Source organism: Porphyrobacter sp. AAP82 (assembly GCF_000331285.1).
In the GTDB taxonomy this organism is placed as follows: domain Bacteria; phylum Pseudomonadota; class Alphaproteobacteria; order Sphingomonadales; family Sphingomonadaceae; genus Erythrobacter.
The window spans coordinates 75,768-99,558 of sequence record NZ_ANFX01000029.1 but is presented as its reverse complement, the minus strand read 5'-3'; the positions used below and the strand labels follow the sequence as shown (position 1 = coordinate 99,558).

Annotated in this window: 25 protein-coding genes and 1 pseudogene; 13 read left to right on the top strand and 13 right to left on the bottom strand. The window is 68.1% G+C overall.

Annotated features, from left to right (window positions below; genetic code table 11):
• Nucleotides 1-308: 308 nt before the first annotated feature.
• A complete protein-coding gene (locus tag D620_RS0109195; protein WP_017665505.1) occupies nucleotides 309-653 on the bottom strand; it encodes a CC_3452 family protein in 345 nt (114 codons plus the stop codon).
• 225 nt (nucleotides 654-878) lie between these two features.
• Between D620_RS0109195 and D620_RS0109190 the strand changes: the two genes are divergently transcribed.
• Nucleotides 879-1,430: a winged helix-turn-helix transcriptional regulator gene (locus D620_RS0109190; protein WP_017665504.1), complete on the top strand. Its 552-nt coding sequence runs from the start codon at nucleotides 879-881 to the stop codon at nucleotides 1,428-1,430.
• 62 nt (nucleotides 1,431-1,492) lie between these two features.
• Nucleotides 1,493-3,319 (top strand): DNA helicase RecQ, encoded by a 1,827-nt coding sequence (gene recQ, locus D620_RS0109185; protein WP_017665503.1) that lies wholly within the window; start codon nucleotides 1,493-1,495, stop codon nucleotides 3,317-3,319.
• On the opposite strand, the gene D620_RS0109180 is transcribed toward recQ, so the two are convergent.
• The gene (locus tag D620_RS0109180) at nucleotides 3,316-4,074 is read right to left on the bottom strand and encodes a hypothetical protein (protein WP_017665502.1); all 759 of its coding nucleotides are present in this window, start codon (nucleotides 4,072-4,074) and stop codon (nucleotides 3,316-3,318) included. The genes recQ and D620_RS0109180 overlap by 4 nt on opposite strands.
• Nucleotides 4,075-4,471: 397 nt before the next feature.
• A pseudogene (locus D620_RS15540) lies at nucleotides 4,472-5,961 on the bottom strand (YifB family Mg chelatase-like AAA ATPase).
• 173 nt (nucleotides 5,962-6,134) lie between these two features.
• On the opposite strand from D620_RS15540, the gene D620_RS16915 reads away from it, so the two are divergent.
• The 7 genes from D620_RS16915 to D620_RS0109145 all read left to right on the top strand — a co-directional run bounded on the left by D620_RS16915 (nucleotide 6,135) and on the right by D620_RS0109145 (nucleotide 11,684).
• Complete coding sequence (locus D620_RS16915; RefSeq protein WP_017665501.1) at nucleotides 6,135-7,154, top strand: hypothetical protein; 1,020 nt, start codon at nucleotides 6,135-6,137, stop codon at nucleotides 7,152-7,154.
• Nucleotides 7,155-7,229: 75 nt separating this feature from the next.
• Nucleotides 7,230-7,364 (top strand): 50S ribosomal protein L34, encoded by a 135-nt coding sequence (rpmH, locus tag D620_RS0109165; RefSeq protein ID WP_026092078.1) that lies wholly within the window; start codon nucleotides 7,230-7,232, stop codon nucleotides 7,362-7,364.
• A 117-nt stretch (nucleotides 7,365-7,481) separates the two neighbouring features.
• Nucleotides 7,482-7,865: a ribonuclease P protein component gene (gene rnpA, locus D620_RS0109160; RefSeq protein WP_017665499.1), complete on the top strand. Its 384-nt coding sequence runs from the start codon at nucleotides 7,482-7,484 to the stop codon at nucleotides 7,863-7,865.
• On the top strand, nucleotides 7,862-8,071 hold the full coding sequence (gene yidD, locus D620_RS15045; RefSeq protein WP_033376532.1) for a membrane protein insertion efficiency factor YidD: 210 nt from the start codon (nucleotides 7,862-7,864) through the stop codon (nucleotides 8,069-8,071). The genes rnpA and yidD overlap by 4 nt, the downstream gene beginning before the upstream one ends.
• Before the next feature lie 82 nt (nucleotides 8,072-8,153).
• Nucleotides 8,154-9,968, top strand: a complete 1,815-nt coding sequence (yidC, locus tag D620_RS0109155; RefSeq protein ID WP_017665498.1) for a membrane protein insertase YidC — start codon at nucleotides 8,154-8,156, stop codon at nucleotides 9,966-9,968.
• Nucleotides 9,969-9,977: 9 nt separating this feature from the next.
• Nucleotides 9,978-10,658, top strand: a complete 681-nt coding sequence (gene yihA, locus D620_RS0109150) for a ribosome biogenesis GTP-binding protein YihA/YsxC (protein ID WP_017665497.1) — start codon at nucleotides 9,978-9,980, stop codon at nucleotides 10,656-10,658.
• Nucleotides 10,659-10,784: 126 nt separating this feature from the next.
• On the top strand, nucleotides 10,785-11,684 hold the full coding sequence (locus D620_RS0109145; protein ID WP_017665496.1) for a lysozyme inhibitor LprI family protein: 900 nt from the start codon (nucleotides 10,785-10,787) through the stop codon (nucleotides 11,682-11,684).
• Nucleotides 11,685-11,709: 25 nt separating this feature from the next.
• On the opposite strand, the gene D620_RS15795 is transcribed toward D620_RS0109145, so the two are convergent.
• The 3 genes from D620_RS15795 to D620_RS0109130 form a co-directional block, all read right to left on the bottom strand.
• On the bottom strand, nucleotides 11,710-12,492 hold the full coding sequence (locus D620_RS15795) for a hypothetical protein (protein WP_017665495.1): 783 nt from the start codon (nucleotides 12,490-12,492) through the stop codon (nucleotides 11,710-11,712).
• Nucleotides 12,493-12,574: 82 nt separating this feature from the next.
• The gene (locus tag D620_RS0109135; protein WP_017665494.1) at nucleotides 12,575-13,564 is read right to left on the bottom strand and encodes a DUF11 domain-containing protein; all 990 of its coding nucleotides are present in this window, start codon (nucleotides 13,562-13,564) and stop codon (nucleotides 12,575-12,577) included.
• A 262-nt stretch (nucleotides 13,565-13,826) separates the two neighbouring features.
• Entirely contained in the window at nucleotides 13,827-14,246 is a 420-nt protein-coding gene (locus tag D620_RS0109130) for a VOC family protein (RefSeq protein ID WP_017665493.1), read from the bottom strand.
• Between the two features lie 105 nt (nucleotides 14,247-14,351).
• Between D620_RS0109130 and D620_RS0109125 the strand changes: the two genes are divergently transcribed.
• Both D620_RS0109125 and D620_RS0109120 read left to right on the top strand, forming a co-directional pair.
• Nucleotides 14,352-15,017 (top strand): glutathione S-transferase family protein, encoded by a 666-nt coding sequence (locus D620_RS0109125; RefSeq protein WP_017665492.1) that lies wholly within the window; start codon nucleotides 14,352-14,354, stop codon nucleotides 15,015-15,017.
• On the top strand, nucleotides 15,017-15,904 hold the full coding sequence (locus D620_RS0109120) for a S1/P1 nuclease (RefSeq protein WP_017665491.1): 888 nt from the start codon (nucleotides 15,017-15,019) through the stop codon (nucleotides 15,902-15,904). The genes D620_RS0109125 and D620_RS0109120 overlap by 1 nt, the downstream gene beginning before the upstream one ends.
• An 18-nt stretch (nucleotides 15,905-15,922) precedes the next feature.
• Here D620_RS0109120 and D620_RS0109115 read toward each other — a convergent pair whose 3' ends face one another.
• Nucleotides 15,923-16,546: a LysE family translocator gene (locus D620_RS0109115; protein ID WP_017665490.1), complete on the bottom strand. Its 624-nt coding sequence runs from the start codon at nucleotides 16,544-16,546 to the stop codon at nucleotides 15,923-15,925.
• Complete coding sequence (locus D620_RS0109110) at nucleotides 16,543-17,010, bottom strand: cupin domain-containing protein (protein ID WP_026092077.1); 468 nt, start codon at nucleotides 17,008-17,010, stop codon at nucleotides 16,543-16,545. The genes D620_RS0109115 and D620_RS0109110 overlap by 4 nt, the downstream gene beginning before the upstream one ends.
• A 29-nt stretch (nucleotides 17,011-17,039) precedes the next feature.
• Here D620_RS0109110 and dapE point away from each other — a divergent pair, with 29 nt between their 5' ends.
• The gene (gene dapE, locus D620_RS0109105; RefSeq protein WP_017665488.1) at nucleotides 17,040-18,191 is read left to right on the top strand and encodes a succinyl-diaminopimelate desuccinylase; all 1,152 of its coding nucleotides are present in this window, start codon (nucleotides 17,040-17,042) and stop codon (nucleotides 18,189-18,191) included.
• Nucleotides 18,192-18,200: 9 nt separating this feature from the next.
• Nucleotides 18,201-19,535, top strand: coding sequence for a dicarboxylate/amino acid:cation symporter (locus D620_RS0109100; RefSeq protein ID WP_017665487.1), 1,335 nt, complete (start codon nucleotides 18,201-18,203; stop codon nucleotides 19,533-19,535).
• Nucleotides 19,536-20,003: 468 nt separating this feature from the next.
• Here D620_RS0109100 and D620_RS0109095 read toward each other — a convergent pair whose 3' ends face one another.
• The 5 genes from D620_RS0109095 to dapB form a co-directional block, all read right to left on the bottom strand.
• Nucleotides 20,004-20,414: a hypothetical protein gene (locus D620_RS0109095; protein WP_017665486.1), complete on the bottom strand. Its 411-nt coding sequence runs from the start codon at nucleotides 20,412-20,414 to the stop codon at nucleotides 20,004-20,006.
• A 58-nt stretch (nucleotides 20,415-20,472) separates the two neighbouring features.
• A complete protein-coding gene (nth, locus tag D620_RS0109090) occupies nucleotides 20,473-21,141 on the bottom strand; it encodes an endonuclease III (protein WP_017665485.1) in 669 nt (222 codons plus the stop codon).
• 3 nt (nucleotides 21,142-21,144) lie between these two features.
• Nucleotides 21,145-21,786, bottom strand: coding sequence for a DUF6891 domain-containing protein (locus tag D620_RS15035; RefSeq protein WP_017665484.1), 642 nt, complete (start codon nucleotides 21,784-21,786; stop codon nucleotides 21,145-21,147).
• 16 nt (nucleotides 21,787-21,802) lie between these two features.
• Nucleotides 21,803-22,978 (bottom strand): M48 family metallopeptidase, encoded by a 1,176-nt coding sequence (locus D620_RS0109080; protein ID WP_155800091.1) that lies wholly within the window; start codon nucleotides 22,976-22,978, stop codon nucleotides 21,803-21,805.
• Between the two features lie 63 nt (nucleotides 22,979-23,041).
• Nucleotides 23,042-23,782, bottom strand: coding sequence for a 4-hydroxy-tetrahydrodipicolinate reductase (dapB, locus tag D620_RS0109075; RefSeq protein WP_017665482.1), 741 nt, complete (start codon nucleotides 23,780-23,782; stop codon nucleotides 23,042-23,044).
• Nucleotides 23,783-23,791 lie beyond the last annotated feature (9 nt).

The window sequence follows — 23,791 nt, the reverse complement described above, 5'->3', positions numbered from 1 at the left end:
CAGCGGAGGAACAGCACCGAGGACGCTCGCCCGGAGGGGGCGAGCGAAACGCTAGAAACGGTCGCGCAGCGACCGCGAGCGCGAACGCGCGCCCGCAGCGATGCGATCTTCAGATCGCGTGAGCGAGGATTTCGCGCGCCGGATGGCATGCGGAAAACACGAATTCACCGAGGACGAACCCGCGCAGGCGGGTTCGCAACACATAAAAACAAACCCCCGGCGCCGGGAGCGCCGGGGGTTTTTGCTCCGTCCGGTCTGGAGAGAGGGGGACGTCCGGACAGAGAGGGACTTACGTCAGCGCGCGGGGCTCAGCCGTTGCACTTGGCCAGTTCCTCGGCCTCGAGCGGCTGGCCGAGCACCTTGAAGCTGGCGATCTCGCCCGACTTGCGGCTCAGACCGCGGCAGATGCGCAAGGGGCGCGCGCTCGCCTTGTTCGCGACGCAGGTGGTGCCTTCGCAGGTCCAGGCAACGCCGGCCGCAACGAAGCGCGATTCGGACGCCGGAGCGGCGAGGGTGGCGGAGTAATAGGCGGTGCCGGCCGCGCTCACCGGCGCGCTGCTGGTGGCGACGCCGAAGCTGGCACCGGTGTAGACCAGCGCCGAAGCCAGGATCGCGAGCTTGCCGGAGGCGGAGGGGGAGAGGGTCTTGATCATCGGGGTATCCTTTGCCTTTTGTTTTTCGGGGCTCGTGCCCCATGGTCTCAGTCACCGTATTTTGCAACGCAACATTTCGATTCGAAACCAGTTGCTATCCGCTACCTATGTGACTAGGTTGTGAGTTGCAACTGAAAACTGAATTTTTTTTGAGAGCCGCGTAAAATCGGTTACACACCTTCCGAAAGGGCATGGGCCCCCGGAAGGGCAAGGAACAGGCAACCTATGGGTGATGTGAGAGAACCGCTGCGCGAGCTGATCGAATGCGGATTGCCGCAGGCGCTGGAGGTGATGGGCGAACGCTGGTCGTTCATGATCCTGCGCGCAAGCTTCAATGGTCTCAAGCACTTCGAGGAGTTCCTGAGCGAGCTCGGCATCGCCCGCAACATCCTTTCGAACCGCCTTGCCAAGCTGGTCGAGCACGGCATCCTGAAGCGCGAGCCGTGCGCGGATGATCGCCGCAAGATCGAATATCGCCTCACCGAAAAGGGCTTCGACCTGCTCCCGGCGATGGTCGCGCTGCGCCAGTGGGGGCAGAAATACGGGTCCGAGCGGGTCGTCGAGGACCCGGTGCTGGTCGACGAGCGTGACCGGCTGGCGATCGGCCCGGTCTCGATCCTCGCGCATGACGGCCGCATTCTCGGCCCGCAGGACCTGTGGATGGTGCGCCCCGCCGACCTCGGCAAGCGCGCCGACGGCAGCATCGCGACGCGGGCTGCGGACCTTGCCAAGGGCGACGTGGTCGATCTCGCGGCGAAGAAGGCGAGCTTGCGCTAATCGGTCGATAGGCGCCCCGTTGCGGGTGCCCAAGGCGCCAACCTTCGGCTAGGGCCGCGGCCATGAGCGCGCCCGTGCCCCCCGCCCCGCTTCCTCCCGAATGTCACGAAATCCTCCACCGCACCTTCGGCTACCCCGCCTTCCGCGGGCAGCAGGAGGCGGTGATCGGGCGCGTGATGGCAGGCGCGCATACCCTTGCGCTGATGCCCACCGGAGCGGGCAAGAGCCTGTGCTATCAGATTCCCGCGCTCGCGCGGCCCGGCACCGCCATCGTCATTTCGCCGCTGATCGCGCTGATGCACGACCAGATCCGCTCGGCGCGCGCCGCCGGTATCCGCGCCGCTTCGATGACCTCGGCCGATAGCGACAACGCCGCCACCGCCGAGGCCTTCCGCAATGGCGCGCTCGACCTTCTTTATGTCGCTCCCGAACGCGCCTCGACGCCGGGGTTCCAGAGCCTGCTCGACCGCGCGCCCGTTTCTCTGTTCGCCATCGACGAGGCGCATTGCGTCTCCGAATGGGGGCATGATTTCCGCCCCGATTACCGGATGCTGCGCCCGGTGCTCGACCGCTTCCCGGATGTGCCGCGCTTGGCGCTCACCGCCACCGCCGACCGGGCGACGCGCGCCGACATTCTGGTGCAGCTCGGCATTCCGCAAGCGGGCCTGATCGTCGCGGGGTTCGACCGCCCGAACATCCGCTACGCCATCACCCCGCGCGACAATGGTCCGCGCCAGATCACCGAATTGCTCCAGCGGCTCGACGGGGCAGGGATCGTCTACGCCCCCAGCCGCAAGCAGGCCGAAGACCTCGCCGCCGCGATCACCCGCGCCGGACGCGAGGCGGGGTTCTATCACGCGGGGCTCGAGCCCGACCGCCGCGCCCGGGTGCAGGCCGAATTCGTCGCGTCCGAAAGCATGGTGATGGTCGCCACGATCGCCTTCGGGATGGGGATCGACAAGCCCGATGTGCGCTTCGTGATCCATGCCGGGCTGCCCAAGTCGATCGAGGCCTATTATCAGGAGACGGGCCGCGCGGGCCGCGACGGCGACCCTTCGGAGGCGCATCTGTTCTGGGGCGTCTCTGACTTCGCCCGCGCGCGGCAATGGCTGGGCGAGGTCGAACCCGAGCGCCTGCCTGCCGAAAACGCGCGCCTCAACGCGCTCGCCGCGCTGGTCGAGGCGCCCTCCTGCCGCCGCGCGATCTTGCTCAGGCATTTCGGCGAAGACCCGGCGCCGCAATGCGGCAATTGCGACAATTGTCTCGAAGCGCCCAAGGTGATCGACGCCAGCGAGCTTGCCCGCAAGCTCCTGTCCGCGGTCTACCGCACCGGCCAGAGCTTCGGGATCGGCCATATCGAAAAGGTGCTGACCGGGCAGAGCGACGAGCGCATCGCCAGCCGCGGGCATGACGGGCTTTCGGTGTTCGGGATCGTCGGCGCGTCGGAGGCCCCGCTGATCCGCCCGCTCGCCCGCGCGCTGGTGGCCCGCGGGATGCTGACCGCGACCGAACACGGCGGCCTTGCGCTGGGCCCCGAGGCGCGGCCCGTCTTGAAAGGCGAGGCCGGGGTGACCATCGCCGAGCCGCCCCCCAAGCGCCAGCGCCGCAGTCGCGACGAACGCCGCCGCGCGCGCAGCGGCGCAGAGGGCGCACCCAACCCGGTCGGCAACCCGCTGTTCGAAGCGTTGCGCGCCAAGAGGAAGGCACTCGCATCCGAGCATGGCCTGCCCGCTTACGTCATCTTCCATGATTCGGTGCTGCGCGACATGGCGTTGCAATGCCCCGAGACCTTGGCGGAACTCGGCACCATTCCCGGCGTGGGCGCGAAGAAGCTTGAGACCTGGGGGCCGGATTTCCTCGCGGTCGTCAGGGAACACCCGAGCGGTTAGGGCTTGGCCCGCCGCACCGTGTAGTCAATGCGGATCCGCACCCAGGTGCCGAACTGCTCCGCGCCCCCGATCCGCGCAGGCCGCACGCGGAACTGCCACGCTGCCGCCATCACCGCACGGCCGATCATCGAGCCTTGCGGGCCTTCGGCGAGGAACTGGCAGTCCTCGACATAATAGCCCTGCACCACGCGGCAGGCGATCAGCGCATAGCCCGGGGCATTGGCGGTCGAGAGGTAGCCGGCGAGCTCCTGGTCGGTCGGCTCGCGGTACCAGCGCGCGGCGTAGAGCGGCTCGCCGTTCGCCATGGTGCCGACCCTTTCTGAATCGCCCACGGTGCGTGGATTGCCGCTGTCGACCGGGCCGTAGCCCGCGTTTGGCCGGATCCGCGCGCCGATCTTGGGCGAGGGGCGCGCGCTCGGTTGAGGGGAGGGCTGCGCTGCGGGCGGCGCGGGCGGCGGCGGCGGCGGGGCGGGCTCGGAGCGCAGCACCAGCGGCGAGGGCTTGATCGGCGACATCGGCACGGGCTGGGGCACTTGCGGGGTTTCGGGCGCGTCGGCGGGGGCGGATTGTTCGGGCTCGGCCTCGGCCTCTGGTGCGGGCGGGGCGGCGAATTCCTGCGCCTTGAAGGTGGTGATCGCCTCCTTGGCGTCCTTCTCGCCCACCAGGTTGGCACCGAGCGTCAGCAGCAGGAGGATCAGCAGCCCCTCGATCGCGAGCGCGATGGCAAGGCTCGCCAGCTTGCGCCGCCGCGACATGTCGCGCAAGCCCGCCAGCCAGCGAGCGAGGCCCTGCGGCTGTTCCAGTGCCAGTCCTGAAGGATCCTCGAAAATCGCCGCTGTGCCTTTGTCGGGGCCGGTGAGAGGGGGCGGCCCTGAGACGCGCCTTAGAGCCTGTTCCGGTCAGGGGGAAGCGTTCGCATCGCGTCGGCAGCCCCTCCGGACAGGAGTAGCGCGAAGCAGGGGCTGGTTGCCCCTGCAAGCGTTGCGACGAAACCGGAGGGGCTGCTGACGCGACCCCGCAGGGGCGGGCCGCTTTTGACCCAGCGCTTCGTCGTTCGTCGGTCACGATGGACGAGCATCGCTCCCTCCTCACTTCTTGCGCTGGGCCAAAATCGGCTCCGTGCCAACGTTTCCCCCTGACCGGAACAGGCTCTCAGCCCGTCATCAGCCGGTAGGATAGCGCTTCGGCGATGTGGGCGCGGCCGACCGTTTCGGTGCCTGCAAGATCGGCGATGGTGCGCGCGACGCGCAGCATCCGCGTGTAGCCGCGCGCCGACAGCCGGAGCTTCTCGGCCGCCTGCAAGAGCAGCTTGCGCCCCGCCTCGTCGGGGGTGGCGTGGGCTTCGAGCCGCTCGCCTTCGAGCTCGGCGTTGGACCTCACCCCGCGCGCCGTGGCCCGCCCGCGCGCGGCGGCGACACGCCTTGCGACGTCCTTGCTCCCCTCGGCGGGCGGGGGCAGGGTCATGTCCAAAGCGCTCACCGCGCCGACATGGACGTGGAGGTCGAGCGGTCGAGCAGCGGGCCGGACAGGCGGGTCTGGTAGTCGCCGATGCAGCGCGGATACTTGTTGCAGTTCCGCGCCGGATCGCCCGCATAGCCGCAGCGGCACGGGTTCATCGCCGCGACCAGCTGCACGCGCGCGGGGAAGGTGACATGGGCATTGGCGCGGGCGACATCGACGTGGCCGGTCTCCAGCGGCTGGCGCAGCGAATCGAGCACCGGGCGCTGGAATTCGGGCAGTTTGTCGAGGAACAGCACGCCCAGATGCGCCAGGCTCACCTCGCCCGGGCGCACCTTCAAGCCGCCGCCGGTGAGCGCGGCCATGCTCGCCGAATGGTGCGGGGCGCGGAAGGGCCGGGCGCGGCTGATCCTGCCTGCCTCGAGCATCCCGGCGACCGATTGCACCATCGACACCTCGAGCGCCTCGGCAGGCGAGAGCGGGGGGAGGATGCCGGGCAGGCAGCTGGCGAGCAGGCTCTTGCCCGATCCGGGCGGGCCGACCATCATCAGGTTGTGCCCGCCTGCCGCGGCGATCTCCAGCGCGCGCTTGGCGGTCTCCTGCCCCTTGACCTGCTTGAGATCATTGCCCGCCTGCGCGTCCTCGATCATGCCGCGCGGCGGCTCGGGCAGGACGAGGCTGCCCTTCAAGTGCCCCAGCAGGCTGGTCAGATCGCGCGGGGCGAGCACCGGCACCCCGCTCGCCCAGCGCGCCTCGGGGCCTTGTTCCAAGGGACAGATCAATCCGCTGCCGACGCTGCTCGCATGGAGCGCGGCGATCAGCACGCCGGGGCTCGCGACCACGCGGCCATCCAGCGCCAGCTCGCCCACCGCGATCCAGTCGGTGAGCTGCTCGGCATCGGTCACGCCCATCGTCGCCAGCAGCGCGAGCGCGATGGGAAGGTCGAAATGCGATCCGTCCTTGGGCAGGTCCGCGGGCGAGAGGTTGACGGTGATCCGCTTAGGGGGAAGCGCGAGGCCGATCGCGGCAAGCGCGGCATAGACCCGCTCGCGGCTCTCGCTCACTGCCTTGTCGGGCAGGCCGACAAGGTTGAAGCGCGGCAGGCCCGGGCCGATGTGGCATTGCACCTCCACCTCGCGCGCCTCCAGCCCGAGATAGGCAACCGTCCTCACCAGCGCGACCATCGGCGCCCCCCCGTCTTACGCCCCAAGGTGCTGATTGTGCAGGGTTCGGGCGGGCTTGTCGAGGCGTTAGGGAGAAGCCCCCGCACACCCCTGTCTAGGTGCGAATGCTAAGGCTTTTCTAAAGCATAAATCTTGGCGAAATCGCAAAGGCGCGGGCGGCAAAAACTTGCAGCATGAGCCGCGTTATTGCCCTCCTTCTTGCCGCCCTTGCGGTGCTGCTGCCCGGCAGCGGCGCGCTGGCGCAATCGCAGGTCGGGGCCGGCTCGCGCGTGGTCAGCCATATCGCCTGGGTCGAGGAATGGGACCCGGTGACGGCTGAGTGGGTGCGGGTCGAGGACAGCCCGGCGAGTGTCGCTGCGGCCATCCATGACCCCGCGGTCGCCACCGCCACGATCGCCCGCAGCGGGGCAACCAGCGTCACCGAGACCATCATCGAAGAGCCCCAGCCGGTGCGCTTCATCGCGGGCACGCAGCGGCAGCGCGCCGATGCCGCCGCGGTCGCCGCCTTCGGCCCGTTCCGCGTGATCGACGGCAGGCGCGCCGCGCTCGTCGCGCCCACCGATGCCGCATCGCCGCAGGCCTTTGCCGCGATGCTCGACCGCTTCCCCGGGCTCGAGGTGATCGAGTTCGTCGATGCCCCGGGGACCAGCCACGATCTCGCCAACCTGCGCCTCGGCCGGGCGATCCGCGCCGCCGGGCTCGCCACGCATGTCCCGGCGGGCGGCTCGGCGCGATCGGGCGCGGTCGAGCTGTTCCTCGCCGGGACCCGCCGCAGCATCGATCCGGGCGCGCTTTTCGCGGTCCATTCGTGGCGCGACGAGCGCGGCCGCGAGCCTGCCGACTTCGCCCATGACGCGCCCGAAAACCGCCTCTATCTCGATTATTACACCGAGATGGGCATGACCCCCGGACAGGCCCGCGATTTCTACGCCATGACCAATTCGGTGCCCCATGCGGGTGCACTGTGGCTGGAAGGCGCACAGATGGCGCGCTGGATCGCGCCCGCAGCGCGCAGCATCGATACGGACGCGGGCAGCGCTGTCCGCCTGGCGCTCGCCCGTTCGGCGGCGATGTTCGGCGCGGCGCTGCGGGCGCCGCATTTCGCCGGGCGCGCGCCGGCCGCGCCGGCGCCGCGTCTGGCCTATGCCGTCCCGGGCGCAGGTCTGCTTGACTCTGGCGCGGCTTTCCCATAACGGCCCGCGTCTGTTTACGGCGCGCCTTGACGGCGGGCTCCGGCATGGATGCCGGTCAGCATTTTCGAGGATGATATGAAGCGTACCTTCCAGCCCAGCAATCTCGTGCGCGCCCGTCGTCACGGCTTCTTCGCCCGCAAGGCCACCCCGGGCGGCCAGAAGGTCCTGCGCGCCCGCCGCGCCCGCGGCCGCAAGAAGCTCTGCGCGTAATTTTCTGGCGCCCTCAGGCGCCGGGCGCGGGCCGTCCGGCCCGCTTGGCTTTCGCGGCATAAGCCGCGGCGCGCGTTCGCGCTTGCGGGCTCCCTTCGGGAGCCCGTTTGTCATATTATGACCCCTGTGCTCTCCGTCCTGACCAAGCGCGCCGACTTTCTTGCCGCCAACGCGGGCACTCGCAATGCGCGCGCCGGGTTCGTGCTGCTGACCCGCCCGAACGGGGGTGAGGGCATCCGCTTCGGGATCACCGTCACCAAGAAGATCGGCAATGCCGTGGTGAGGAACCGCATGAAGCGGCGGTTCCGCGAGTTGCTGCGCGCGGCGCTCCCCACCGCAGGCCTTGCCGATCACGACCATGTGCTGATCGGCCGCGCGGGCGGGGTCGAGCGGGATTTTCACCTGATGGCGGACGAACTCGCACAAGCGCTGGATCGCGCGCGCGAGGGGCGCGGCGATCCCTCCGGCGGGCGGCGTCCGCGAAAGGGGAGCCGCAAGTGAAGCACATTCTCATCCTCATCGCGCGCGGCTGGCAGCTCGGCCCCTCGCGCCTCCTGCCGCCCTCCTGCCGCTACTCTCCCTCGTGCAGCCAGTATGCGATCGAGGCGCTGGGCAAATACGGCGCACTCAAGGGTGGATGGATGGCGGCGAAGCGGCTAATGCGCTGCCACCCCTGGGGTGGGCACGGTCACGATCCGGTCCCCTGAGGGCCATAATCGGGGAGGGGCTGGAAACGGGACCGCCTTACCCCCCATAATACACACACCGTCGCATTTTCGGGGCTTACACTTGGACAATCGCAATCTTCTGCTCGCCGTGGTGCTTTCGGGCCTCTTGATCCTGGGATGGGATATCGGCCTCAGGTATTTCTATCCCGAAGCCGCGATGTCTTCGCAGACCAGCGCGTCGTCCAAGGCAGGCGGGGCGGCGACCGCCGCCGCCAAGGATGCGGCGAGCAAGGGCACGGGCGGGCTCGGCACCGAGGCGGCCGCGCGCAAGGTTGATCTCAAGACCGCGCTGGCGGGCGGCAACCGCGTGGTGATCGACACGCCCCGGCTGACCGGCTCGATCAACCTCGTCGGCGCGCGGATCGACGATATCGAGCTGAAGGATTACCGCGAGACGGTGAAGAAGAATTCGGGCCCCGTCCGCCTCTTCGCGCCCGAGGGCACGGGCGCGCAATATTTCGCGCAGTTCGGCTTTGTCGTGAACGGCAATCGCCAGGCCCCGAACCTGCTGTGGCAGGCCGACGGCACCCGGCTGACCCCGACCACGCCGGTGACCCTCACCCGCACCGAGGCGGACGGGGTGACCTACCGCATCCGTTTCGCGGTCGATGCCGATTACATGATCACCGCCAGCCAGTCGGTCAGCAATGGAGGGGCAGTCCCGGCGGTGATCCAGCCCTTCGCCCTGATCAAGCGCACCAGCACCAACGCGACGATCGACCAGTATGCCTCGCACTCGGGCGCGGTGGGCGTGTTCGATGACACGCTTTACGATCCCCATTCCTATGCCGAGCTCGAGGAAATCTTCGCACCCCTGCGCAAGCAGTTTGCGGACGGCCAGATCAGCGAGATCGCCTCCGACAAGCCCGAAGGCGCGCCCGACTGGCTGGGCTTTACCGACCAGTACTGGCTCTCCGCGCTGGTGCCGGGCGACGGGAAGGGCAACGTCAAGGTCGACGATGCGGGCTTCCGCAGCCTTGGCGGCAACCTGTTCCGCACCGATCTCATCTACGGGGCGACCACTGTGCCCGCAGGCGCCGGCCTGACGCAGGACACGCGGCTCTATGCCGGGGCCAAGGACAGCCAGATTCTCGACCGCTATGAAGAGGGCGGGATCACCAATTTCGGCCTCGCGATCAGCTGGGGCTGGTTCGGCATCGTCGAAAAGCCGATCCTGTGGCTGCTGCGCACCTTGAACGGCGTGGTCGGCAATTTCGGCATCGCGATCATCATCCTCACCATCATCATCCGCGGGCTGATGTTCCCGATCGCGCAGAAGGGCTTTGCCTCGATGGCGGCGATGAAGGCGGTGCAGCCGAAGATGAAGGAGATCCAGGAGCGCTTCGCCGACGACAAGCAGCGCCAGCAGCAGGAGATCATGAAGCTCTACAAGGACGAGAAGGTGAACCCCCTCTCGGGCTGTCTGCCGATGCTGATCCAGATCCCGGTGTTCTTCGCGCTCTACAAGGTGCTGGTCATTGCGATCGAGATGCGGCACGAACCGTTCTTCCTGTGGATCAAGGACTTGTCCGCGCCCGATCCGGCACACATCCTCAACCTGTTCGGGATGCTGCCCTTCATGATCCCCGAGGGGAGCTTCCTTGCCATCGGACCGCTCGCGGTGCTGCTCGGCATCACCATGTGGCTGACCTTCAAGCTCAACCCAGCCGCGATGGACCCGGTGCAGCAGCAGATGTTCGCGATCATGCCGTGGATGATGATGTTCGTGATGGCACCGTTTGCGGCCGGGCTGCTGCTTTACTGGGTGACCTCGAACATCCTCACCGTCGCCCAGCAGAGCTATCTCTATTCGAAACACCCGCAATTGAAGGCGGCCAATGCGGCGGCGGACAAGGCGAAAGCGGCGAAGGGTTAGGGCGGGCGCGTGGACGATCCCGAACGCCAGGCTGCCCTTGAGGAAGCGGCATCGCGGCTCTTTTCCGGGCCGGTCGATTTTCTGCGCTCCGCCCCGCAGCTGCAATTCCTGCCCGATCCGGCGGTGCCCGAGATCGCCTTCTGCGGGCGCTCCAACGTGGGCAAGTCCTCGCTGCTTAACGCGCTGACGGGGAGGAAGGCGATCGCCCGCGCCTCGGTGACCCCGGGGCGCACGCAGGAATTGAACTTCTTTGACGTCGGCCGCCCGGAAGAGGAAGGCGCGCTGCCGCTGTTCCGGCTGGTCGATATGCCCGGCTACGGCTTTGCCAAGGCGCCGGTCAAGGTGGTCGAGAAGTGGAAGGCGCTGGTGAACAGCTACCTGCGCGGGCGGCAGGTGCTGGCCCGCACGCTGGTGCTGGTCGACAGCCGCCATGGCCTGAAAGAGGTCGACCGCGAGATGATGACGATGCTCGACAAGGCGGCCGCCTCCTACCGCATCGTCCTTACCAAGACCGACAAGATCAAGGCGAGCGAGCTGGCGATGGTGGCCGAAAAGACCACCGCCGAAGCGAAAAAGCACGTCGCCGCCCACCCCGAAATCCACCTCACCAGTTCCGAGAAAGGCATGGGCATCGAGAGGCTGCGCGCCGCCGTGGTCGCCGATGCGCTGGGCGAGGGGTGGATGGGATAAATCTGCTCCGGCCGCGCCCCCGCGCATCACTTTGGAGCGATTGACAAGCATCGGTGTGCGGGCTTTATCAAGCCGATAGGCGCGAGCCCGGTGGCCCGGCGCGAATCCATCACGGGGGCGTGAGCGATGATCGGCAAACGGGTGAAACTGGCCTTGGCCACGGCGCTGGCAGCAATGTCGCTGGCGTCATGCTCGAACCTCACAGAGACCGGTTGCTCGGACGAGGCTTCCAAGGGAGCGCTCGAAAACGCGATCCGCGACGGCCTGGAAAAGGTCACCATCGCCCGCGCCAAGGATGACAACGGCGACTACCTGATCCCGGCCTCCTCGATCCGCGCCTCCATCGCTAAGATCAAGCTCATCATCGCCGACATCCGCACCACCAAGGAAGACCCGGACAGCACCAAGCGCTTCTGCACCGGCTCGCTCAAGATCGTTTTCACGCCCGAAACCTTCGCCTCCGCCGAAGCCGCGCGCGAACTGCTCGGCCTGTCCAAGATCAGCAATGCAATCGAAGATGCAAGCCTCGAGAAGGGCGCAGACTACCTGCAAGGCGATCTCGATTACGCCGTGCAGCCGACCGACGACGGCAGCAAGGTCTTCGCCGAGTTCGAGGGCGCGGACGGCAAGCTCGAGATTTTCGGCGAGGTCGTCGCCGCCTCGCTGCTGCGCGACCGGATCGAGAACAAGGTGCGGGTCGAAAAGCAGGAAGCCGAACAGGCCCGCAAGGAAGAGGAAGAGGCGGTCAAGGCAATGCTGACCGCCGAATACGAAGCGGCGGCCGCGCAGCGCAAGGCCTCGAACGAGGCGATCGCTGTGGTCTGGAACTCGATCGACCCTGACACGCGCCAGCAACTGCTCGCGCAGCAGAAGGCGTGGATCAAGCAGAAAGATGCCGGATGTAAGGTCGAGGGCCTGCAATACTCGACCGAGCCGACCGAACAGCGCACCGCCGAGGCGACCTGCCAGGCGCGCGAAAACAGCCGTCGGATGGACCAGCTGCGCGGCTACATCTCCGGCTACTAAGGCGCTGGGCGCGGGCCGCCCCGCCCTAGCGCACCTGCGCCCTGAACCTGATGGTGAAGCTCGGCTGGGCGGTGGCGCTGGTGGCGGCGGCCATCGTGCCTGTGGGCGCAATGCGGATGCCGCGCACGTTGGCGTCGAAGCTGCCGGTGGGCGTGTAGCTATAGGGCGCGGCGCCGCCGGGGCCTTGCGAATAGGTCACCATGGTCCCCGCATTGAAGGCATTGAGCCCGCTCGTCGGCGTGCCGTTGGTGAAGGTCACCGGGGTGCCGACCGCGAAGGCCATTTCGGCGGGCATCACGTCGAGCAGCACGATCGAACTCGCATCGACCGTGCCCGCGCCCACGTTCCTTACCGTGATGGCATATTCGACCACCGCGCCCGGGATCATCTTGGGATTGGTGGTGCCGTTGGCGGCACGGCTGGTCCCGTCGGAAGCGGTGACCGTGAGCGCGGCGAGCTTGCCCCAGGTCTTGCCGCCGTCGACCGACACCTCGAGCGCCGGATCGGCGTCGGGCGCGAGGCGCACGGCTTCGGGCAGCGGATTGGTGATCGAGAAGTTGGTCACGACCTCCGCGCTGGTGTTGGCATAGTTCTGCCCGAACACCAGCCGGTCGCCCGGCAGGAAGCTTTGCGGATCGACCAGTTCGACCGCAGGCTTGCCATCGGCGCCGGTCACGGCTTTCTCGGACTTGACGTCGCCCTTGACGGTGATCGCGGGCGCGGTGTCCTGCGCGGCGAGCGGCAGGGCCGGCACGGCAAGGCTCGCCGCGGCGGCGCAGGCGAGCATCAGCTTGGTGATGGTCTTCATGGTAGCTTCCCTGGTGGCTCGTAGGTTGTTGTTATAACGATGATAATGGCGGGCCGGGCTGGTCAGGACCGGACCGGCGGGGTTACTGGTCGACGGTGACGTTGAAGGTGATCGAACGGTTGGTGTCGGCGGCCACGCTGCCCAGCGTCACGCTGATCCCGCTGCTGCCGGAGGCGGTCCCGGCGTCGGCGTCGGCCGCGTCGGTCAGCGCGCCCGCATCAAGCGCGAGCGTGCCCGGAACGTAAGTCGTGCCAGCCGGAATGGCGTCGGTCACGACGAGGTTGGCGACATTGCCCGAGCCGCTGACGCGCGCCTCGATGGTGAAGGTCGCGACCGAGCCGGGCACCGCGCTGGTGCCGCCGAAAGGATCGCGCAGAGTGACGGACTTGACGAGCTGGACGCTCGCGACCGCGCTGTTGATCTGCCCGCGCGCATTGGCGAGCGCGCCGGTCGAGCCGACCACGGCATCCCCGCCGCCCTGGCCTTCGCCGGCGAAGGCGGTGCCGGGCGTGCCGTTGCCGGTGACGGCGGCGGCGGTGAGCTGGACGTTGCTGGTATCGCCGTCGGCGGCGGCATCGGGCACGGTGACGAGCACGAACACGGTGACGCGCGCATCGGGCGCCAGCACCGGGGTGGTCAGCGGGCCGGTGAGGATCTGGTCGACGCCATCGTCATAGGTGCCGTTGCCGTTGCTATCGATTGCAACGCCGCGAACAGTCACGTCGAAATCATTGCCGGCCACTGCGGCCTCGGCGGTGAGGCGGAAGGCTTCGGGGCCGTTGCCCGGGTTGGTGACTTCGAAGGTCAGCACCGCATCGCCGCGGCGCGCGGTGATCGGGCCGGTGTCGAGCGAGGTCACGGTGACATCGAGCAGTTCGTCCACGCGCACGGTGACCGTGTTCGAATCCACGCTGCGCGAGGTGCCGGCCTCGTCGAAATTGGCGGTGGCGGTGTTTTCGATCAGGGTGCCCGCAGTGACGCCGCCGGCAAGTGCAGGCGAGGCGGCGCCGGCCAGCAGGGCGGTGGCGATGATCGAGGCGAGGGGGCCGTAGAGGCGAGCATGTTTGGTCATGCCAAGGGGAACTACGGATTAATGGTTAGCATTCCGTTAGCCATAAATTGCCAATTCCGGATCGAAACCCGCATCCTTGCAGGCGGGGCGATCCGCCTTGACGGCAGCCAAACCGTTAGCGCGATTGGCTAACGCTCTGCATTTCTGGAACTTTCGCTGCCGCCGTCACTTGCGCCGCCGCCGCTTGCGGGGCCGCGCAACGGGCCTGCGCGGGTGAGCTAACCTTTGTTAGGTACAGGCCGCTTCGCCGCGCATCCGGGCCTCAGGTGGCGAACAGGCTGGCGGGATCGGCGAAGGCCTTGAACTCCAGCGCATTGCCCGATGGATCGCGCAGGAACATCGTCGCCTGCTCGCCCGGCTGGCCCCTGAAGCGGATCGTGGGCGCGATCACGAAGTCGCAGCCGCCCGCGCGCAGCCGCTCGGCCAGCGCCTCCCAATCGGCCATCGGGAGCACCAGCCCGAAGTGGGGCACCGGCACCCCGTGGCCATCGACATGGTTCTTCGCGCGGTCCCCCGCCTGCCCGGGCGCAAGGTGGGCGACGATCTGGTGGCCGTGGAAATCGAAATCGACCCACTCCTCGCTCGACCGCCCCTGCGCGCAGCCCATCACGGTGCCGTAGAAGCGGCGCGCCTCGGCCAGATCGTCGACCGGGAAGGCGAGGTGGAACGGGGGCAGTGTCATCGGCAGGCTCCTTGTTGCCAAGTGTTAGCCTGTTCAGCCTCGACAGTGCCAGCCTGAATATCTACGGCAGCGGCACATCGGTCCCGGCAAGGTGGAGCAGGCGACGTGAAACTGATCATCGGCAACAAGAACTATTCGAGCTGGTCCCTGCGCGGCTGGCTCGCGGTGAAGCAGTCGGGCCTGCATTTCGAGGAACTGACCGTGCCGATCATGGGCGAGGAGTGGGACCGGCTGAAGCAGGACATGGGCGAGGTCCAGCCGTCCAGCGGCAAGGTGCCGATCCTGTGGGATGGCGATGCGGTGGTGTGGGACAGCCTCGCGATCATGGAATATTGCGCCGACAAGGTCGGGCGCGAACGCTTCTGGCCCCGCGACGATGCCGCCCGCGCGATGGCCCGCGCGATGGTGGCCGAGATGCATTCGGGCTACCTCGCCCTGCGCCGCGAGATGCCGATGAACGTGCGCCGCCGGGTGGAGCTGCCCGGGGTCTCGGATGCGGCGCGCCACGATATCGTGCGCATCCTCACCCTGTGGGCCGAAGCCCGCGCGCGCCATGGCAGCGCGGGGCCCTATCTGTTCGGAACCTTCGGCGCGGCCGACATCTTCTATGCACCGGTGGTGACGCGTTTCGTCACCTACGGCATCGGCGTGCCCGGCTTTGCGCAGGCCTATAGGGAGGCGCTGCTCGGGCATGACTGGATGCGCGAATGGACCGAGGCAGCCGGGGAAGAGGAATGGGTGATCGAACAGTTCGAGCAGGTGGCGCGGTGATGCGCCGGCTGCTGGCTTTGCTCGCGGTGCTGCTGGCGCTCGCGCCGGTGCCGGCGCTGGCATGGGGCGAATATGCCCACCGCCAGACCGCGACCATCGCGCTTGCCAATGTCTCGCCGCAAGTGCGCGCCAAGGTCACCGCGCTGCTGGCGCGCGAGAAGGACCTCGGCACGCCCGATTGCCCCCTCAAGACGCTCGAGGATGCGTCGGTCTGGGCGGACTGCGTGCGTGCCGAGGGCTGGCGCTGGGGCTATACCGCCGCCTGGCACTATCGCACCGCGCCGGTGTGCAAGGCTTTCGACCCCAAGGGCAATTGTCCGGGCGGCAGTTGCGTGACGGCGCAGATCGTGCGCGCGCAGCGGGTGCTGGGCGATGAACGCCTGCCCGCGCCCGTGCGATTGGAGGCGCTCGCCTTCATGGTCCACTTTGCCGGCGATGTGCACATGCCGCTCCATTCGGGCGACAACGAGGATCAGGGCGGCAATGCGCGCAAGGCCGATTACGGGATCAAGCCGGGGCTGAACCTGCACAGCATCTGGGACGGGGTGCTCGCCGAACGCGCGATCAGCGATCCCGCCGACCCGGTGGTGCGCCGCTACTCGCCCGACGAGCGCGCCGAGCTGGCCGGCGGAACGCCCGACGACTGGGGGCGCGAGAGCTGGGACATCGCGCGCAGCTTCGTCTACCCCACCGCCTTCGACACCGATGATCTGTGCAGCAAGCCTCTGCCCGAACGGACCGCCTTGAGCCAGGAGGACATCGTGCGCGGCGTGCCGGTGGCGCGCCGGCGGGTGGTGCAGGCGGGCCTCAGGATCGCGGGGCTGCTCGACGAGGCGTTCAAGCCCGGCCCGCTGGTCCCCGATGAACCGCGCCGGCGCAGGGGATAGGGCGGGCAGGAAGGCGCTTTAGGCGAGCGCCTTGGCGAGGAACCACAGCCCCACCCCCAGCATCGCCAGTGCCAAGCCGCGCCGGATGGCGCGCGCGCGGTCCTCTGCCATCAGCGCGGCGCGGGCATGTTCGGCAAGCAGCACCAGCGACAGGTGAACGCCGCTCGCAATCGCGACGCTGACCGCGCCGAGGGCCAGCCCCGCGGCCAGCCCCGGCCGCCCGCCGCTGACGAATTGCGGCATCACGGTGATGAGGAACAGCGCCGATTTGGGGTTGAGGAGATTGATCACGAAGCCTGCCGCGGCATGGCGCCCGGCGGCGGCCTCGGGGGGCGCGGCGGTCGCGCTTTCGCCGGCATCCCGCCACGCCTCCCACGCCAGCCACGCCATCATCGGCGCCGCCATCAGCGAGACGCCCTGCGTCAGCCCCGCTCCGGCCGAGAGGATGAGACTGGCGGCAAGCACGCTCAGCGCGGCATTGGCGGCGAGCCCTGCGGCGACGCCGGCGATCGCCCCGAGCCCGGCGCGCCGCCCTTGGGAAAGGGTCAGGGTGACAAGCCACGCCATGTTCGGACCGGGCGTCAGCTCGACCAGCAGCACGGCCAGCGCGAAGCCCCCCCAGTTGACCGCAGGGTCGATCACGGCGTGCGGCGCGCGTCGTAGCGGGTGCCGTCCTTGCGGGCATAGCCGGCTGCGTCGAACACCATGTCGATGTCGGGATAGACCCCGCTATCGGCTGCGGCATCGCCCGCGCGGATGGCAACGAAGACGCAAGGGTCGTCCGTGCGATTATGGAGGTGGTGGCCGTTGGCCTCGCCCGCCGGGAAGGCGAGCACATCGCCCGGGCCCACCGGGGTCTCGCCGGTATCGTCGATGAGGATCGCCTGGCCTTCCAGCATCACCACCAGCTCGTCCTCCTCGCGGTGCCAGTGGCGGTGCGATGAGAAGGCACCCGGCAGTAAGGTGCAATGGCTCGCGCCGATGCGGGTGCGGCCGCAGGCAGGTGCGAGACGGCGATACCAACGGCCCTCGACTGCGGCGTCATGGGGTGCGGGGTAGCCGGTCGCATTGGTCTGGGGAATCGCGGCAAGATCGAGCTTGGGCATCGACGGCATCTCCTGCTAGGCCTGCCGTGATGCTCGACACAGCCGACCTTGCCAAGCGCCTGATCGCCGCCCCTTCGGTGACACCCGCGACCGGAGCGGTGTTCGCCGAACTTGCCGCGATGCTCGAACCGCTGGGCTTTGCCGTCCACCGCTTCACGCGCGGCGAGGGGGCGGAAGGCACCGAGGAAGCGCCGGTCGAGAACCTGTTCGCTTGCCGGCCCGGCCCTGAAGGTTCGCGGCATTTCGCCTTTGCCGGGCACCTCGATGTGGTGCCGCCGGGTGATGGCTGGGCTTCCGATCCCTTCGCGCCGGATGTGCGCGGTGAGCTGCTCCACGGGCGCGGCGCGGTCGACATGAAGGGCGCGATCGCGGCGATGGTCGCCGCCGCCGCCGAGGTGCCTGCCGAGGCCGGGACGATCAGCTTCATCATCACCGGCGACGAGGAAGGCCCCGCGCTCCACGGCACCCGCGCCTTGATCGACTACATGGAAGCAGAAGGCATCCGCCCCGATCTGTGCCTGGTCGGCGAGCCCACCAGCGTTCATCGCCTCGGCGACATGGTCAAGATCGGCCGCAGGGGCTCGGTCAATATCTTCATCACCGTCGAGGGCACCCAGGGCCACGTCGCCTATCCGCACCTAGCCGACAATCCGCTGCCGGGGCTGGTCACGATCCTTGCCGAGCTGGATGCGCTGACGCTGGATACCGGCACGAAGTGGTTCCAGCCCTCGAATCTCGAGATCACCGAGATCGCCGCCCCCAACAAGGCGCACAACGTCATCCCAGCGCGCGGCGAGGCGCGCATCTCGATCCGCTTCAACGATCTCCACACTGGCCACAGTCTGTCCGAACGCGTCTGCGCCATCGCCGAAAGGCACGGCGGCAGCGCACGCCCGGTCATCTCGGGCGAGCCCTTCCTGACCGAGCCCGGCGCCTTTTCCAGGCTTGTGAGCGATGCGGTGGAGGCCGAAACCGGCCTCGTGCCCGAGCTTTCCACCACCGGCGGCACCTCCGACGCGCGCTTCCTGCGTTCCGTTTGCCCAGTGATCGAATTCGGCCTGTGCAACGCGACCATGCACAAGCGTGACGAGGCGGTCGCCATTCCCGATCTGGCCGTGCTGGCGCGCATCTATGCCCGCATTGCGCGGGCTGCACTGGCGCTCGAACGCCCCGAAGGATAGACCCTGCCGATGGACCGCAAGCTCACCCTCTACATCCTTGCCGGCATGGTGCTCGGCGTGATCGTCGGCCAGGTGCTCAACCAGAGCCTGCCGGCCGAGGTGATCAAGACCCAGATCGCGCCGTGGTTCAAGCTGCTCAGCGACATCTTCCTCAATCTCATCAAGATGCTGGTCGCCCCGCTGGTGCTCTCGACCATCGTCGTCGGCATCGCCCACATGGGCGACAGCGCGGCGCTGGGCCGGATCGGGGTGAGGGCGCTCACCTGGTTCATCACCGCAAGCCTCGTCTCGATCGGCCTCGGCCTCGTGCTGGTCAATTTCTTCCAGCCGGGTATCGGCGCGCCGATCCCCGAGGCTGCCACCGCCGCCGCCGCGGTCGGCGAGGTCAAGGAGCTGAAGGCGACCGAGTTCATTCTCTCGATCTTCCCCAAGAACGCTATCGACGCGCTGGCGACCAACAACATCTTGCAAATCCTCGTCTTCTCGATCTTTGCAGGCGTCGCGCTGTCGGCCATTGGCGAGCGCGGGGCGCCGCTGGTCAAGGGCGCCGATGCGCTCGCGGAGATGATGCTGCAAGTGACCGGCTACGTGATGCGCTATGCGCCGGTCGCGGTGTTCGGCGCGCTTGCCAACGTGGTCGCGGCAAGCGGCCTTGCGATCCTCGGCACCTATCTCACCCTGCTGACCGAGTTCTACTTCTCGCTGGTGCTGCTGTGGGTGATCCTGCTGAGCGCGGGCGCGATGTTCCTGGGCAAGCGCATCTGGACGCTGATCCGCTATATCCGCCAGCCGCTGATGATTGCCTTCTCGACCGCATCGTCGGAAGCCGCGCTGCCCAAGCTGTTCGAGCAGCTCGACCGGTTCGGCGTCCCGCGCCGCATCTCGGGCTTCATGCTGCCGCTGGGCTACAGCTTCAATCTCGACGGCTCGATGATGTACATGAGCTTCGCGACGATCTTCATCGCGCAGGCCTATGGCATCGAGCTGACGGTTGGCACCCAGATCATGATCCTGCTGACGCTGATGATTTCCTCCAAGGGCATCGCCGCGGTGCCGCGCGCCAGCCTTGTGGTCATCACCGGCACGCTCGCCATGTTCGGCCTTCCCGTGGAGGGCGTGGCGATCATCCTTGCCATCGACCAGTTCCTCGACATGGGCCGCACCGCCACCAACGTGGTCGGCAACGCGGTCGCGACTGCGGTCATCACCAAGTGGGAGGGGATGCTCGAGACCCCCGAGCCCGAGGACCTGGAACTCCCCCACGCCCCCGCCCACACGGCGGCCGATGGGCGCGCGGGGCTGGATCTGGACGAGAGCAATTTTGGAGAGGGCGGGCGCGGGTGATGCGGGCAGCCCAGCCTGCGCGCAGGAAGGATGAATTCGAATGACGCTCAACTGCACGTGCGGCGCTGTCACGCTCGAGGTCGCTCGCAAGCCCGACTTTATCCATGAGTGCAACTGCACATTCTGCACCAGCGCAGCGGCGCGCTGGGGTTATTATCATCCGGGAGAGGTTGCCGTTGGCGGAGCCACGTCGGGCCATCGCCGCACCGACAAGCCGAGCGCGGCCGCCGAGGTTCATGCGTGCCGGACCTGTTCGACGACGACCCATTTCGTGATGACCGAAGCGGCAATCGCGCAGCACGGCAATACGATGATGGGTGTCAACATGTGGCTGGCGGACCCTGCCGATCTTGCGGGGGTCGAAGTGCGCTATCCTGACGGCCTGGCCTGGCCTGGAGCGGGCAGGGCGGATGGGACTATGTGCGCGAGGCTACCGCCCTGTGATGCGCCGGGGCCGCGCGGCCCGCCTTACTCCTTCACATATTCGATCGGCACGAACTCGCCCAGCGAGCACGCCGCGCCGCGTTGCAAGGTGCCGCCGGTGGTGTTGAGCGCATAGACGATCTGCTGGGTGCACAGCTGGTTGATCGAGGTCTCGTAGGTGATCGCGCGGTCGAAGGCGAGGCCGGGGCAGCGGCTCTTGAGAGTGCTGCGATAGACCTTGCCGCCGTTCATCTCGAAGTCGATCACCTTGTCCGAGCGCACCACGGTGTTGCGCACCGCCGAACGGTCGATGCAGCTTTGCCCGGGGCCCTTGACGGTCGCAGGCGGCGCTGCGTCGAGCGCGGCCTGGGTGCGGGCGGCTTCGACTGCGGGGTCGGGGGTGCAGGCTGCCGCAAGCAGCCAAAGGGGGGCGAGCGCGAGCAAGCGGGGGGTCATGGCATCTCTCTCCACCGAAAGGGTGCGCGCATTCTCGCCCACGCGCTTGAACCGGGCCTTAATCCGCAGCGACGGCGGCGCGGCCCTTGGGCGGCGCCGTGACCTTCTTGCGGAAGGAACACAGGTCCGCGACCTTGCAGCGCCAGCATTCGGGCGTCCGCGCCTTGCAGACATAGCGGCCGTGGAGGATCATCCAGTGGTGCGAATCCCGGCGGAAGGGCTGGGGCACGCGCTTTTCGAGCTTCGCCTCGACCTGCTCGGGGGTCTTGCCTTTCGCCATGCCGGTGCGGTTGGAGACGCGGAAGATGTGGGTGTCGACGGCAAAGGTCTCCTGCCCGAACCAGCAATTGAGCACCACGTTCGCCGTCTTGCGCCCGACGCCGGGGAGCTTCACCAGCGCGTCGCGATTGTCCGGCACCGCGCCGCCGTGCTCCTCCACGAGGATCTGCGAGAGCGCGATGACGTTCTTGGCCTTGGAATTGAACAGGCCGATGGTCTTGATGTTATCCTTCAGCCCATCCTCGCCGAGTTCGAGCATCTGTGCGGGCGTCTCCACCTTGCGGAACAGCGCGCGGGTCGCCTTGTTGACCCCCACATCGGTTGCCTGCGCCGAAAGTGCCACGGCGACGAGCAGCTGGTAGGCATTGCCATATTCCAGCTCGGTCTGGGGCGAAAGGTTGTCTTCGGCCAGACGGCGGAAGAATTCGAAGATCTGCTCGCGGGTCATGTGTCAGCCGAACAAGCGGCGCCACAGGCTGTTCCCGGCCGCGGCCTGCGGGGCGGGGACCGGTCGCACCCAATCGGTGCGCTTGTGCCACACGATACCCGGCACATCGAGCCGCGTTTCGGGATCGCCGTTCCAGTTCGGCGCAAAGCCCTTCGCCTTGAGGGCAGCGACGATCGCCGCGCCGATCGCCCGCTTTGCCTCCGCCCCTTCATCGACCGCATCGAAGCCGATCAACAGCGCGTCCCCGGCCACGGCCCGCTCCACATCCTGTGCGTGGTAAAAAGCAAAGCCGCGCCATGTGCCGGGCGGATCGCGGCCGATCAGGTCCCATGCGTCGGAATGGGCATCGCTGGTGGTCACCCCGGCATTGTGGAGCGCAAGGATGCCCTCGGCGATCAGCGCGTCGAAGGCGGCAGCGAGCCGGTCCCAGTCGGTCACGGCGGGCCACTGCGCTTCGGCGGCGCGCTTGGCCTCCATCGCGGCGCGGGCATGGGCGCGCACCGCCTGCACATGCGGGGCGCCGGCCGGATCGAAGGCCATGTCGGCAAGGGAGGTTTCGAGGTCGTCCTCGTTGAAAAAGCCGCCCGCGATCAGTGCGCTCACAGCATCGCGGTGATAGGCGAGATCGTCGAAATCATCCTCCATGCCGGCAGTGCCCCCGCTACTTCTCCGCGCCCGTGGGATGCGCTGCCTTCCACTCCATCGCCCTGAGCGCCCGCTTTTCGACCGAGGGGTGGGTGTAGAACAGCGCCTCTTCCAGCGCCGAGGGGCGGGGGTAGCGGTATTCGGCGGTCTTCACCAGCGCGGTCGCGAGCGCATCGGGCTCGTTCACCGTCTCGAGCGAATACTGGTCCGCCTCGGCCTCGCCCACGCGGGTCAGGGTGTTGGTGAGCGGCGTGACCAGCAGGCCGAGAACCGCGCCCACCACCGCGAACACCGGCAGCCCGCGCGGCTCGTCAAGCTGCGCATCGCTGCCCAGTGCCCTCGCGGTCGGGTCGAACAGCCGGTCGAGGAGGAAGAAGAACGCCATCGCCAGCAGCGGGAAGATCACCACATAGCGGAAGACGTGGCCGAGCTTGTAGTGCCCCGCCTCGTGCCCGGTCACCGCGCGCACTTCGGCGAGCGTGGCATTCTTGAGCGCCACATCGGCAATCGCGATCCGCGCCGAAGGGCCGAGGCCGGAGACATTGGCCGTGAAGCGGTCCGACTGGCGCGAGCCGTCATACATGAAGATGCGGTCCTTGGGGATGTCGACATCCTCGGCGATCTGTTCGAGCGCGGTGCGCACCTCGCCCGGCGGGACCGGCTGGTAATCGTTGAACAGGGGCTCGATCAGCGGCGGCCCGGCGAGCAGCGCCAGCAGCGTCACGACCCCGGCGAAACCCCCGCTCCACACCCACCAGCGCTTGCCCGTCCGGCGGATCAGGGCATAGACCCCGGCAAGGAACAGCGCGCCCAGCACGGTGCTGATCGACTGCCCGATCGCCATCTGCCCGAGGAAATCGCCGAGTGGCTGGCTGGAGAGGTCATAGGCGCGCTCGCGGTGCCAATCGGTGTAGAGGCTCCAGGGCAGCGTCAGCAGCGTCGAGATCAGCAGGAAGGCCGCGCTGACGACCAGCGTGGGCCAGAACCGGCGCGGCTGCGCAAAGCGCGCGGCGATCCGGTCGAGCAGCCTCAGGCGGACCATGACAAAGGCGACCAGCACCGAGACCACCACCCCGCCGATCAGCACCCAGTGGCCTCCGGTGGTATAGGCCTCGGCCTTGGCGAGCGCTGCGGGCCCGAGGCTGTCGACCATCCGCGCGGCTTCCTGCGCGGGAGAGAGTGTGGCGGTCATGCTGTTGCGATCCCCTGTTCTCGCTTGTGTATTACCTTGGTAATACGCTGCGCGGGCCAGCGGTCAAGCCTCTAGCCCCAGCACGTCGTTCATGGTGTAGCGCCCCGCGCCCTTGCCGGTCAGCCACTCGGCCGCGCGCACCGCGCCGCGCGCGAAGATCATGCGGTTTTCCGCCGAATGCGCCAGCGTCACGCGCTCTTCGCTCCCCGCGAAGATCACCGAATGCTCGCCCGCCACCGTGCCGCCGCGCAAGGTGGCAAAGCCGATCGCGCCCGCGCCGCGCGCGCCGGTCATCCCGTGCCGCCCGCTCTCCATGTTGTCGGCGAGCACGATCCTGCGCCCCCGCGCGGCCGCCTCGCCCAGCAGCTTGGCGGTGCCCGAAGGCGCATCGACCTTCATGCGGTGGTGCATTTCCAGCACCTCGATGTCCCAATCGGGGCCCAGCCTTGCGGCAGCCTCCTCGACCAGATGCGCGAGCAGCGTCACGCCCAGCGAGAAGTTGCCCGATTGCAGCACCGGCACGGCGCGCGCGGCTTCGGCGAGCAGCACGAAATGCGGCTCCTCCAGCCCCGTGGTGCCGACCACGATCGGCTTGCCCGCCGCCTTGGCGGCGGCGAGATTGGCCTCCAGCGCGCCCGGCGCGGAGAAATCGACCAGCACGTCGCACTGGCCGGCATGGTGCGCGATCGAGCCGCCCTCGTCGATGCCGACGCACAAGCCGTGCCCCGCATCGGCAATCGCGGTCTCCAATGCCTGGCCCATCCGGCCCTTGTGTCCGATCACCCCGAATGCGAGCTGTGCCATTGCGTGCCT